This window comes from Thalassotalea atypica (assembly GCF_030295975.1).
Classification (GTDB): Bacteria; Pseudomonadota; Gammaproteobacteria; order Enterobacterales; family Alteromonadaceae; genus Thalassotalea_F; species Thalassotalea_F atypica.
Window position 1 is genome coordinate 1,110,245 of record NZ_AP027364.1, and the last position, 12,966, is coordinate 1,123,210.

General features: G+C 39.4%; 11 protein-coding genes and 5 tRNA genes. 3 read left to right on the forward strand and 13 right to left on the reverse strand.

The genetic code is table 11. The features are described 5' to 3' along the window. Positions 1 to 31 precede the first annotated feature (31 nt). Both QUE03_RS05125 and QUE03_RS05130 read right to left on the reverse strand, forming a co-directional pair. Positions 32 to 2,848, reverse strand: a complete 2,817-nt coding sequence (locus QUE03_RS05125; protein WP_286265789.1) for a ligand-binding sensor domain-containing protein — start codon at positions 2,846 to 2,848, stop codon at positions 32 to 34. After that, positions 2,796 to 3,248 carry a hypothetical protein gene (locus QUE03_RS05130; protein WP_286265790.1) on the reverse strand — a complete coding sequence of 151 codons (453 nt, stop codon included), beginning with the start codon at positions 3,246 to 3,248 and terminating at the stop codon, positions 2,796 to 2,798. Before QUE03_RS05130 ends, QUE03_RS05125 begins: the two co-directional genes overlap by 53 nt. A 115-nt stretch (positions 3,249 to 3,363) precedes the next feature. On the opposite strand from QUE03_RS05130, the gene QUE03_RS05135 reads away from it, so the two are divergent. Together QUE03_RS05135 and QUE03_RS05140 are read left to right on the forward strand one after the other, a co-directional pair. Then, entirely contained in the window at positions 3,364 to 4,017 is a 654-nt protein-coding gene (locus tag QUE03_RS05135) for a 2OG-Fe(II) oxygenase family protein (RefSeq protein ID WP_286265792.1), read from the forward strand. A gap of 28 nt (positions 4,018 to 4,045) precedes the next feature. Then, a complete protein-coding gene (locus tag QUE03_RS05140; RefSeq protein WP_286265794.1) occupies positions 4,046 to 5,227 on the forward strand; it encodes an FAD-dependent oxidoreductase in 1,182 nt (393 codons plus the stop codon). A gap of 339 nt (positions 5,228 to 5,566) precedes the next feature. On the opposite strand, the gene QUE03_RS05145 is transcribed toward QUE03_RS05140, so the two are convergent. The 10 genes from QUE03_RS05145 to QUE03_RS05190 form a co-directional block, all read right to left on the reverse strand. Next, positions 5,567 to 5,651: transfer RNA gene (locus tag QUE03_RS05145), tRNA-Leu, on the reverse strand. Positions 5,652 to 5,907: 256 nt separating this feature from the next. Continuing rightward, positions 5,908 to 5,982: transfer RNA gene (locus QUE03_RS05150), tRNA-Gln, on the reverse strand. 71 nt (positions 5,983 to 6,053) lie between these two features. After that, positions 6,054 to 6,128, reverse strand: a tRNA-Gln gene (locus tag QUE03_RS05155). 38 nt (positions 6,129 to 6,166) lie between these two features. Then, positions 6,167 to 6,251 (reverse strand) — tRNA-Leu (locus tag QUE03_RS05160). A gap of 8 nt (positions 6,252 to 6,259) precedes the next feature. After that, positions 6,260 to 6,336: transfer RNA gene (locus QUE03_RS05165), tRNA-Met, on the reverse strand. Between the two features lie 242 nt (positions 6,337 to 6,578). Next, positions 6,579 to 6,929, reverse strand: a complete 351-nt coding sequence (locus tag QUE03_RS05170; RefSeq protein WP_286265796.1) for a DUF3718 domain-containing protein — start codon at positions 6,927 to 6,929, stop codon at positions 6,579 to 6,581. A 166-nt stretch (positions 6,930 to 7,095) separates the two neighbouring features. Further along, entirely contained in the window at positions 7,096 to 8,187 is a 1,092-nt protein-coding gene (ychF, locus tag QUE03_RS05175; RefSeq protein WP_286265798.1) for a redox-regulated ATPase YchF, read from the reverse strand. A 42-nt stretch (positions 8,188 to 8,229) separates the two neighbouring features. Further along, entirely contained in the window at positions 8,230 to 8,814 is a 585-nt protein-coding gene (gene pth, locus QUE03_RS05180; RefSeq protein ID WP_286265800.1) for an aminoacyl-tRNA hydrolase, read from the reverse strand. A 27-nt stretch (positions 8,815 to 8,841) separates the two neighbouring features. After that, complete coding sequence (locus QUE03_RS05185) at positions 8,842 to 9,465, reverse strand: 50S ribosomal protein L25/general stress protein Ctc (protein ID WP_286265802.1); 624 nt, start codon at positions 9,463 to 9,465, stop codon at positions 8,842 to 8,844. 192 nt (positions 9,466 to 9,657) lie between these two features. Then, positions 9,658 to 10,449: a substrate-binding periplasmic protein gene (locus QUE03_RS05190; protein WP_286265804.1), complete on the reverse strand. Its 792-nt coding sequence runs from the start codon at positions 10,447 to 10,449 to the stop codon at positions 9,658 to 9,660. 235 nt (positions 10,450 to 10,684) lie between these two features. On the opposite strand from QUE03_RS05190, the gene QUE03_RS05195 reads away from it, so the two are divergent. Further along, positions 10,685 to 11,956: a sterol desaturase family protein gene (locus QUE03_RS05195; RefSeq protein WP_286265806.1), complete on the forward strand. Its 1,272-nt coding sequence runs from the start codon at positions 10,685 to 10,687 to the stop codon at positions 11,954 to 11,956. Between the two features lie 7 nt (positions 11,957 to 11,963). Here QUE03_RS05195 and QUE03_RS05200 read toward each other — a convergent pair whose 3' ends face one another. Continuing rightward, complete coding sequence (locus tag QUE03_RS05200; RefSeq protein ID WP_286265808.1) at positions 11,964 to 12,965, reverse strand: AraC family transcriptional regulator; 1,002 nt, start codon at positions 12,963 to 12,965, stop codon at positions 11,964 to 11,966. Position 12,966 lies beyond the last annotated feature (1 nt).

Consider the following 12,966-nt stretch of genomic DNA (forward strand, 5'->3'; position numbering starts at 1 on the left):
CAATTGGTTAATTAATTGTATTTGTTTCAATTTAAGACAAAGACATTAAAGGAAAACTGACGACAAGCTGACTACCTTTGTCTTCTTGGGCATCGAATGTATTGACTGAGGCATTATATTTTTCTGCAATTTGTCTGACATAATACATCGCCATATCAAAGGTTATTTTACTGTTGAAATGAGCAAAACAATTTTCATTGTCGCTCACCGTTAGCCAAAGTTTTGACTTAAACTCTTGGATATGGACATTAAAATGACGGCTCTCACTGGTAAGCAAAGCCGATGTTACAGCCTCGTATACAATTTTATAAATATTCGCCTGTAGCTCATAATCTAGTTTAGTTTTGTCAAACTCTAGCTGATTATTCAATGTTATATGGTATTTCTGGTACAAATACTCTCCAAAATAAGGGAGTGCAACCTCAAGCGAATTTCCGTAAAGGCAATCGGGTTCTTCTTGTAGATTATTTGAGTCAAGCTCCTCAATGCTCTGCTTGATGATGCCACTTGCCTCATCTATCTTTTTCTCTGTAAGTAATTCTTGCGCTAAGTTTAAGCTACGAGTGATTGAAACAGCTCTTTTACCTTTGTTTTTTAGTTCATTTTCTAACAACAGATGAACTTTTTTAATAGAGTTTGCTCGCAAGTACAACAGCCATATCGCTATTGCGATAAAGCAAATTAGGCATACCAAATAAATAACACGCATTTGCAGTGTCCAATACCAAGGGTATGCAACCGTTATGCTGGCAAACGCGCGGTTGTTGCTCCACTGGCCTAAACTGTTAGTGCCTTTGATTTCAATATCGTAACTGCCTGATTTTAGGCCGGTAAGGGTAATTTGATTGCTCGTGGCATTTGTCCAAGTGCTATTGTTTATACGGTACTGAAAGCGCTTTTTATTGCTTTTTCTATGATCTAAGCTTGCTAAAGTGAGTGTCACAACATCGTTAGATGAGTCGAGTTTTAAATCTGCTTTGTTAAGCATTGGACGACCGGAGACATTGGCGAGGCTTACCTTTATATTTGCGTGGTATATTTCATTGTTATAATTTTTAATCTCAAAAAGTCCCCCACTGTGCCAGGCATAAATATTCTCTTTTGATTTCAGTGGTGCACTACTAAAGGTGTAGTCTTCTGAGCCGGGTACTAGAGACAATTGGTTATTTTCAGGCTCTAAACGATAAATTCCTGGTTTAGCTGGTATCCAAAGTTCGCCTTCTAATAATCTTCCATGGCTAAAATCTATTCCTTCAGCGAAGCGCGATAACAACTCACCACGTAAACTGAACACTAAAATTCCACTGCCTTTAGTTGTGGCATAAACTTTGTTATTAACTAAATTTAGTGAAATCACTTTGTTGGGAATGGAGACCCCTGTTTGTTGGATTTCGTTGCTATGTTGATTGTAAATTTCAACGTTGTTTGAGGTAGCGAGCCACACATCTCCATTATGCAAAGGGAGAATATCAATCACCTCTTCATTTTTAAGACCGTTGTTGCGGTCTATATGGTGAGTGATTTTTTGCATTTTTAAATCATAAATTTTCAAGCCTGCTCGGTTAGTACCGATATATAATTTGTCATTATCAGTTACTAATTTTAAAACAATATTATCGTTATTCTCAAAGGAGAGCTTCTTAGCGTTAACTTGATTCTTGTTATACGTCCAAACGCCGTCAAAAGTACCGAGCAACATTTGCTCACCCTTCATTAAGACAGTCATTGCACGTTTACCATTTTCTGTAAAGGAATCGTTGACGTTCGGATGGATAAAGTTACTTGTCCCATCCATGGTATGTAAACCGTCACCATAGGTGGCAATTATTAGTTCATCTTCCACTAAAACGATTTCATTAGCATTATGGCGGACATCGAATATTTTCGGGTGATTTTTTACATTGCTTTCGACTAACCTGTGCACTCCCTTGTTTGATGCAATCCATAAAACGCCCGAGTCATCGTGGTACATTTTTTTCACTTTGTTCACAGAGAAATTAGGGAAGTTGTGAGTAATTTCAATGAGGTCATTAGCACTAAATTGCTGGATATTACCCTGTTTTGTAAGTGCAAAAACGCTATTACTGTGTTTGGCACTTGCCAATGAGCTAATTGGAGTGTCAATACTTTTGGATGCAGCAATTTTACTTTCCTTGACTAAGTAGATATTTTCACTATCTGTAACTATCAGAGAATCAACTGTCGAAGCATAAGCATCTATAGAGCCTGTGAAAATTGTGGTCAATTCCCCGTCATTTAATGTTTGAATATTGCTGTTATTAATAAAGTAAATGTGTTCTTCATTTTTCAAAATACCTCTGACGAATAAGTTCTCTGCAACAAGTTTTGTCGAAGCTTCTTGGACGTTATAAGCATAAAGTGAATCATTACTTTCAAAGTAAATATTATTTTCAAAGTACGTTGCGAAGTATGTAGTTTTAATGTCGCTAGGTAATTGTATTTGTTCTGTTTTTCCATTGCTAATATCGAATATAAAGAGCCCGTGTACCTGTGTTGATACTAATAGGTGATCATTAAACGGTGTAACTTGATGTGCCCAACTAAAAGGCAGAGGCCAATGTTTGTTGTTATTCGAAAAATTTATCTGATTTTCAGCGTCAAAGCGAGCGAGGCCATGTTGGCCTGCTATCCATACATATCCACTTTTGTCTTGATAAATATCGTTAACATCGGAGAGTATTTCAATTGAATTGCTGTTATTGGCGGAGGTTTGAAAAATGGAAAAGAAGAGCAAAAAAGGTAAAGCACTGAGTACTTTACCCCATGACTTAGCGTTATAAGATATCTGTTGGGCTTTTTTGATCAGGCTTATGATCTTTAGAGCCACATGCAACAAATACCCGTGGGAACTCGTTGTCATCTTTAGGTTTCTGTACCAACATGTAAGTGGGTTTTCGTGGGTCATCTTGATCTTTCTTATTGTTCCACGCGTCAAGTATTTTATCTGCGAATTCAGCACCATATTCGGCTTTGAATCCTGCGGCAAGTAATTTAACACCAAAGTCATCCATAACCAGCATTGTGTTGTTATGGTAGCCACTCTCAGTATCGAAGTCGATATCAACGGTTAAAATTTTATCACTTGGTAAAACTAAATCGGCGCGTAATTTAGCAACTACAGCTCTATCCGGGTGTGCTTTTAGTTGCGTGCGATTAGGTTTTTCAGTCATGTCAAAAACGAGCTTAATATCGTCTGCAAGATGTTGTTGTTCTTTTAAAGCTGTCATAATCTTTCCTTAAATATTAGAGTGTTATTGTTATTTCCTGCCTTTGACGGCAAAATTGAGTATAACCAATAATATAGCAATTGCTAGTGAACAAATAATAACACGTGGAGTAGGAATGAATTGGGTTGAACAGCTACAAGAGCAAGGTTTTGCCCAGTTTCGTCAGTATTTACCTAGTGACACCGCAAACCATTTAAGAAAACAAATCTTAACAGCAGCGCACTTCAAAACCTGGCGATTGTTGACAACGCCTTATCGACCACTGACACATATCAAAGACCGCATATCGTCATCCAATGTGGAAAAATGCAGACAACAACAAGCGATAAAAGCCGAACGAAATAAGCAATTTGCTTTTTCTTTTTATCGAACGAGCAATAAACATGCTAAACGACACGGAGCAGGGGACATTCACTTAAATCTAGCCAAAACACTTAAAGAGCAAGTGGCCATGCCTTTGGGGTTGAGCGGAGAGATTAGGGATAGCTTTGTTGCTAAATTCGAACGAGAGCAGTTTATTAGTTATCACACGGATGGCTCGGCTGGGCAATATGCTTTTATCTATCAGTTAAGTAAAGGATGGCAGCCTAAATATGGAGGGCAGTTAGTACTTTATCCGACTAAAAGTCGATTTTACAGAAAGGTGATTCAGCCAGAGTTTAACTGTCTTACGCTGTTAAAACTCAATCATCCAATGCCACACAGTGTTCGAATGCTGAATAACCCCAAACATAAACATCGCTTAACTATATCTGGTTGGTTAGAATAGTTACATTCTCATTGAACAAGAACGTGTTATGAAGTTAGTTGATTGTATTGTAGTAGGTGGTGGCATGGTTGGAGCAGCAGCAGCTTTGTCGCTAGCCCAATTAGGGCTTTCAGTGACATTAGTGGAGAAATCTGCGCCCAATCCACTTTCACCTGAGCAACCTGTCGACTTACGTGTTTCTGCTATTTCATTAGCATCTGAATATTTGCTTGAGCAATTAGGCGCTTGGCCGCAAATTAGAGCATGGCGATGTGCGCCATATAAACGTTTGGGGGTGTGGGAGTCAGAACTGGCTTACACCGAGTTTAACGCCGATGATATTGACCAGCCTTATTTAGGTCATATCATTGAGAATCGCTCAATTCAGCTTGCGTTATGGCAACAAATTGAAGCACACGATAGTATTGAGTTGATATGTCCTAGTAGTGTTGAAAGCTTGTCTCAAGTTGATCATGAAACAACAGGATTTTCAACGCTTAGTGTTGGTGAGCGAGAAATCAATGCTCGTTTAATTGTTGCTGCTGATGGTGGCAATAGCTTCATCAGGAAACTGGCAGGCATTGGATGCACTGGTTGGCAGTACCAGCAATCAGCAATGTTAATCCATGTACAAACATCAATTGAACAACAAGATATAACATGGCAACAGTTTACACCTTCTGGGCCAATGGCCATGCTACCGCTATCTGGAAATCAGGCATCACTGGTTTGGTATCATCATAAGGATGAAATTAGACGATTAAGTGCCTTATCTAATCAAGCACTACAAGAGCGTGTTCTAGCGGCCTTTCCTGAAAAACTGGGCGACATTAAGGTACTTAATAAAGCGTCTTTCCCGTTAACAAGACAGCATGCGAATAGTTATGTCGAAGGACGCGTTGTGTTGTTAGGAGATGCTGCTCACAGTATTAACCCGTTGGCAGGTCAGGGCGTAAATTTAGGATTTAAAGACGTTAAAGCACTGCAAACCATCATCGCAACGGCCATAGGTAATGGCGAGCTGTGGCATCAGCCACATGTGTTGGTTCGCTATGAAAAAGCTAGACGGACTGACAATGCGTTAATGATGACTGGAATGGATGCTTTGTATAAAGGGTTTTCAAATGATTTGCCCTTATTTAAATTGCTACGCAATACCGGCTTATTTGTCGCTCAACGTGTTCCAATCTTAAAATCCAAAGCGTTGGCGTATGCTTGCGGTATAGAGTAGTAAGCTAATCACGCAATAAGTTTTATTAACTTTACTTGTAAGCGATTGAACTTCATGTCTAACGATATTGGAGCCGATGTATCACCACAAAGAGCAGCGCGTCTAACAATTTCGCTAACAGGATGGCTGAGATTTGAAAAAGGTATTTAAAGAGTATTTTTATATAAGTATTCGATAGGTTTTCAAAATGGTGCGAGAGGCGAGACTTGAACTCTCACATCCTATGATACTGGAGCCGATGTATCATCATAGAGAGCTGCGCGTCAGACACTTCCACTGCATAAGAGAATAATCATTAGAAAATTAGTATTTAGAATAATATAGATAGGTCATTCAAAATGGTGCGGGAGGAGAGACTTGAACTCTCACATCCTAGGATACTGGAACCTAAATCCAGCGCGTCTACCAATTCCGCCACTCCCGCATTTTGATTGTGAATTTAAGGCTTGCACCTAAGGGTTCACATCTTGCGATACTGGAACGTTGCTACCTAAGTAAGGCCAGCGCGTCTACCAATTCCGCCACTCCCGCATTTTGATTATGATATTTAAGGTTAAACCTAAGGCATCAAATTTTACGACACTGGAACATTGTTACTCATGTTAAGTAGCATATTACCTAATCGATTTACCTACAGTATACTTATGTTCTTGAATTCATCTTTGAAGAGAGACTTAAATTGGCTGGGGTACGAGGATTTGAACCTCGGAATGACGGGATCAAAACCCGCTGCCTTACCGCTTGGCTATACCCCAACAGAATTTAAGAAGTATTGAATGCTTACTTACTATCGACAGTCAATTTAAATAAATTGCATTGAAGTAAGTGGCTGGAGTACAAGGATTTGAACCTTGGAATGACGGGATCAAAACCCGCTGCCTTACCGCTTGGCTATACTCCATCAATACTTACTATTTTAAAAACTTGATGCCTTTAAAATGGTACGGGAGGAGAGACTTGAACTCTCACATCTTGCGATACTGGAACCTAAATCCAGCGCGTCTACCAATTCCGCCACTCCCGCATTGTAAATGGTGGCTACACCGAGATTTGAACTTGGGACCCCATCATTATGAGTGATGTGCTCTAACCAGCTGAGCTATGTAGCCATTTACAATCTTGCCTCTCAGCAAGTGGCGCGTATTATGCAAATCTCGGTTGCCTACGTCAACCGTTTTTTTATAAAAAAGTGACTCTTTTTGCGTGTTTGATTATTTAGTCATCAAATTGCTTATTTTGTCTCTAGTTTTAACGGTGAAAGATGTTTTCGCACGCGTTTTGTGTTCTTTAAAAAGCAAAAAAGAAGTGATGACACTTCTTTTTATAATATAACCAGCATAATTAAAGGGGATTAATTTACGCGATCTTTGGCATCTTCTGCTAAATGAGCCGAATATTTTTCCAATTCAGCTATATTTGCGGCGACAGTTTTGGATGGAGTTTTGCCGATAATAAACTCTCCAACCTCTAAGGCCTTATTTTTTCCTGCAAAGATTAACAGATTATCCCCATTGCAATTAACGTCATTAAAAATGCCGCGTATTTTTAATTTATTTTGTTTGAGGAAAGATCTCAGGCGATTTTTATCATTTGCTGCAACATACTCGCATATGCGCATAGCTATACTGTCATTAGCAACAGCGGGACTTGATACGGTTAAAGTGAGGATGAACATGCTTACTACGATTAATAATAATTTCATACGTTACCTATTTTTATTAGTACTAGACAAGTTAAGAATAGCTCATAAAAAAATAAACACGGAAAATGTGGAAGTTTATTACTAAAAATGAGGGAGATAAGGTGAGGTTAGGAAACAAAAAAGAGGCCGGAGCCTCTTTTCAAAATACTATTTGTGTCTATAAGAACTAAACATTGAAGCGGAAATGAACAACGTCGCCATCTTTAACTAGGTAATCTTTACCTTCTAAGCGCCACTTACCTGCTTCTTTAGCGCCTGATTCACCGTTATACTCAATGAAATCATCGTAACTCACGACTTCAGCACGGATAAACCCTTTTTCAAAATCAGTATGAATAACACCAGCAGCTTGTGGGGCTGTTGCGTTTTGCTTAACTGTCCAAGCACGAACTTCTTTTACGCCGGCGGTAAAATAGGTTTGTAGACTAAGTAGACCATAACCAGAATTGATTACTCTGTTCAAGCCTGGCTCTTCTAATCCCATCTCTTCCATGAAGATCTCTCTGTCATCTTCATCCATTTCAGACAGTTCGCCTTCAATTTCAGCACAGACTGGAACAACAACAGCGCCTTCTTTTTCTGCTATTTCATGTACAACATCTAAATAAGGGTTATTTTCAAAACCGTCATCATTAACGTTAGCAATGTACATGGTTGGTTTGATGGTTAGAAAGTTAAGGTAAGCAATGGCTGCTTTTTCTTCTTTAGCAAGCTCTAAAGAACGCACCATGTTGCCTTCTTCAACGTGCGGGAGAACTTTCTCTAATACAGACACTTCAAATTTGGCGTCTTTATCGCCACCTTTGGCACGTTTCGCTTGTCGCTGAAGAGCACGCTCTGCGGTATCCATATCCGCTAAGACCAATTCAGTGTTGATGACATCGATATCATCAGCAGGGTTAATTTTATTGGCAACATGAATAATGTTGTCGTTTTCAAAACAACGAACAACATGGCCAATAGCGTCTGTTTCGCGAATGTTTGCGAGGAATTTATTACCTAAACCTTCACCTTTTGATGCACCTGCAACTAAGCCCGCAATATCAACAAATTCCATTGTTGTTGCTAAAACGCGTTCAGGGTTAACAATAGCAGAAAGCTTATCTAAACGAGGATCAGGTACTGGCACCACACCGGTGTTTGGCTCAATTGTACAAAATGGAAAGTTTGCTGCTTCAATGCCCGCTTTAGTCAGTGCATTGAATAAGGTCGATTTACCCACGTTGGGCAAGCCAACAATACCACATTTAAATCCCATGATAATTCCTAAGTGTCTAGATAACGAATTTGATAATTTAGTTTAACTGGCTTTAAAAGAGTGAAGACGATTTTGTGCTTTTTTCAGATCGTCTTTTTGCCATATTTCGATACATCGGCTTGCTTCGTCTATGCATTGCTCAATTAAAGTTTGTTCACTTGCTGGCGCTTTGCCTAGCACATGTCCTGTTACGCGATCTCGATGACCAGGATGGCCAATGCCGATGCGTAATCGATAAAAATCTTTGTTGTTTGCCATACGGGCAATGATGTCACGTAAGCCGTTATGGCCACCGTGTCCGCCACCTTTCTTAATTTTACATACACCGGGCTCCATATCGAGTTCGTCGTGTGCGACAATAATATCTTCGACAGGAATTTTGAAAAAGTTGGCTAATGGCGCAACTGATTGCCCACTACGGTTCATAAAAGTTGTTGGAATGAGAAGATGGACAAGCTGACCACCAATTTGACCTTTACCGTAGTAACCAGAATATTTTTTTTCTGGTCTAAGAGAAATGTTGTAAACGCGAGCGAGCTCTTCAACGAACCAAACGCCTGCATTGTGACGGGTTTTTGTGTATTCGGGGCCAGGATTACCTAGCCCCACAACTAACTGAATAGTCATAATTTTAAGGATTGTTCCTAAAAATTATTATTCAGCAGCAGCTTCTTCTGCTTCATCACCTTCTTCGTCGTCAGCTTTGCCTTTTGGAGCATTAGCAGTAACAACAGCTTGGTCATGATCAGCACCTTTAGCTAATTCGTCAGAAGTAACGCCTTCTGGGAATTTAACATCAGATAAGTGAAGCGTTTGACCTACTTCTAAATCAGCAACATCAACTTCGATGAATTCAGGTAAGTTACCTGGTAAACATGTAATTGCGATTTCAGAAACGTGGTGAGCAACAGTAGCGCCTTTCTTAGCTACAGCTTCTTCATTGATGAAGTGAACTGGAACGTTTGTGTGAACGTCATGAGTTGCATCAATACGCATGAAATCCATGTGCATAACGATGTTTTTGTACGGGTGACGTTGCATGTCTTTGATTAAACATTCAACTTTTTCACCGTCGATGTCTAATGTTAAAACGTGCGAGTAGAATGCTTCTTCTTCTTGTGCACGGAATACTTTGTTGTGCGCTAATGTTAAAGAAACAGGATCTTTGCCTTCACCGTAAAGGATAGCTGGAACCTTGTTCGCGTGACGTAGGCGGCGGCTCGCACCTTTCCCTAAATCAGTACGTACTTCTGCAGCTAAAGTAAATAAATCAGTCATTTTTAATACTCTTTAATTAAATAAAATATTCATTGTTTTTTGCGACCAAAAACAATGTCGTTACTTCTTTTGGACTACCGAGAACTTTTACCCGATAAAAAAAAGCGCGGCATCATACCACGAGAAGAGCATAAAACCAACTAGATTGTCGATAGGTTAAATAACGAGCCTCTTTTATTTATGCTAAGAAAATTATTCGAAAGTTAACCCATAGGAGGAGAGGATTTTTTGATATTGTCCGTTCTTTTTCATCGTCACGATACATTGGTCGATGTGCTTTAGAAATTCGTCAATGTATTCAATGCTCTTAGAGTATTTTGATACGGTGACAAAGTATGGTTTAACTCTAAGGGTGAAATCATGGACATGTATTTGATTTGCTACGCCCAGTTGCTTGGCTCGCCATTTCAAGGTTTCTTTAGAATTGGCCATGAGTTGAAATCGCTGAGGTGTTGCTAGTAATTGGCCAAACATAGCATCCAAATCATAGCCTTCAGAAATATCATCAGTGATTTTTTTCTCTTCAACAATCTTCATCAGCTCAGGGGTATGAGCCAAACCCGCTAAGTGTCCAAAGCGATATTTATATACATCATTTATGTTGGTGATGATAATTTTATCTGAAGCCCTTGATGCAAAGCCATACTGGCTTTTAAAAATAGGCTCTTTACCGTAGACAACAAACTGTTCTCTGCTTTTTTTGTAGGAATAAACACTGACGTCTAATTCCCCTGATTGCATGTATAAGTGCGTTCGTTTAATAGGTAAAGATTTGTACTTAATCGTATAGTTCATGCTACCTATACAGTTATTCAAAATGTCTTTGGCAATACCCGTGTTATTGCTTTCAAGTTGAGGGAAAAAGAAGGGCGGCCATTTGATGTCATTTAAATTAAGTTGGTGCTTTTGTGAAAAAGCCATGCTTGAAGGCGCTGCTATAATGGAGAAAGCGATAATAAAAAACGATAAGGTTCTATGTAGCATCGTTTTCCTCAAGGCAAAGTGTTTGCCAGTAAAGGTGTATCCTTGGTTAAGTGTAACTCATCTTTGTAAATTTTGAGATGTAAAATGAGCTGTTTAAGTAGATGCCATAAATTAGGTGTTTGCTTAGGGAAGTTTTTACTGTGGTATATAGAGTCAACCGTTGTCGTTATGAGGTCAATGTGTTCGCCTATTTATTCGCTTATATTCTAATGATTGTTCAATAGTGTGATTAATTATGTCGTTAATACTTTTTGCTATTCCACTTTTCTTATTGCTGATTATTATTGAGCTTATTGTCGATAAAATGCGTGGTACTCAGTTTTATCAATTTAATGATGCGATAAATTCATTAAGTATCGGCATATTCAGCCGCATTACTGGTATTTTAAAAGCCGCCATTCCTATTTCTTTTTATTTTTATCTTTATGAAAATTTTGCGATTTGGTCATTGTCAGAGCAATCATTGCTGGTCTGGTTTTTTGCTTTTGTTGCTTATGATTTAGCGTATTATTGGTCCCATCGACTTAATCACCGAATTGGCGTAATGTGGGGATCTCATGTGGTTCATCACTCAAGCGAAGAGTACAATTTAACAACTGCATTAAGGCAAACCAGTACGCCGAGTTTACTCGGTTGGACATTATATCTTCCGCTTGCCTTAATTGGTGTAAGCCCAACTGTCGCAATAGCGTGCGGTTCACTAAACTTAATTTATCAATTTTGGGTACATACCCGTCACATTAATAAAATGCCATCATGGTATGAAGCCATTTTTGTCACGCCTAGTCATCATAGAGTTCATCACGCGCTAAATCGTGATTATATTGATAAGAATTATGCGGGCGTTTTTATATTGTGGGACAAGTTGTTTAATTCCTTCCAGGCCGAAAAAGATAACGTTAGCATTGTCTATGGCGTTAGCCATCAGTTAAAAAGTTGGAATCCTATATGGGCTAACCTGCAAGTCTATTCATGCCTACTCTCCGATGCGCTGAATACAAGAAGCTGGCGAGATAAAATTGTGTTGTGGTTTAAGCCGCCAGGTTGGCGACCGGATGATGTTACGGCTTCGCACCCAAGAGGCTGGGTAACCACCAAAACCATGAACAAGTATGATGTGGCGCTTTCTCCGTATTTAAAGCGATATTTATTGGCACAATTTATTATTGTGATTGGCTTGGTGCTGGCATTCTTTATTTCCGCTCATTCACTTTCTTTACCAATGAATGCGACGCTGTGTTTGTTGGCTACTTTGAATTTAGTGGTGATATCCGGTGTACAGGAGCAAAAAGGCTGGGCACTATGGTTTGAACCCATTCGCATTCTATCAACAAGCCTAGCGGTTTATTTGGCGTTAGACGCACTTGAAGTTGAGAACGGAATTTGGTTAACCAGTGTTGCCTGTTTAATATTATTGGCGACTTTCTATTATGTGAATGTAGCTACATGGAGCAACAGCAATAAGCTTGCTCAATATACATTACAGGATGAACCTGCTGAGCAATAAATATGGTTCAAATGAGTGGTGATGGGTTTAACCTAAATTCTTGTGGCGTTACACTAGACCAACGCTTAAACGCGCGTTGAAACGTACTCTGCTCGGAATAGCCAAGCATGGTGGAAATATAAAGCAGTTTATGATCAGTTTGGGTTAAGTAAGATATGGCGAGGTTTTTACGAATGCTCTCCATCAACTCGGTCAAATTGGTCGACTCTTTTTGAAATTTTCGCTGGAGCTGCCGCGTGCTAATCCCCAGGTGCGCTGAAATTTCTGCTAGCTCAGGCACGTGGTCAGGTAAAACATCAATAATGTACTCAGTGATCATATCTAATGAGGCGTTCAGCCGTTTCTCGGTTAGCTTATGTTGTGCATTTGATAGCAACACATTTAATACTTCTTGATTGTAGCTACTCAGCGGTAAATCAAGCGAACTTTCCTTGACCTTGATACCGTTAAAGTTTGCATTAAAATACACGGGGCAGCCAAAGAACGTTTCATAATCTTCAAGAGCAGCCATTTGATTATGGGTGAAATAGACCGCTATCGGCTTGTCGTCAACGAGGGTATGGGTAAAGGAAAAGGCGGCCCATGCGGTGATAACTTGTTCTATATTACACGGACTAGCACTTGGCTCTGATAACCAGCGGATAGTAATAATATCGCCTTCAAACTCATGATAGGCTTGCCCGGCGTTCCCTAACAAACATTGGTATCGTTTTTGATAAGCTAAGGCATCAGCTAGTGTTTTAGCTGCTACGACAATATGCCCTAATAGTCCCCAGCAACTAGGCTCAAATGCTTTTCCATATAAAAAACCAATATTGTTAACCTTGAGTGACTGGCGTGCAAGTGATAATAGGTGCTCAAAATCTTCAGGGGTATAATCACATTGCGCCGAATTTAAATCTGCTTCGTTCGTTTTTATGTGCGCAAGCAATATCGACCGCTCTAATCCCATTCGCGTTAAAAAATTAACGAGTGCGCGGATAGAATAATGCGGTAGAGAGTATTTCATA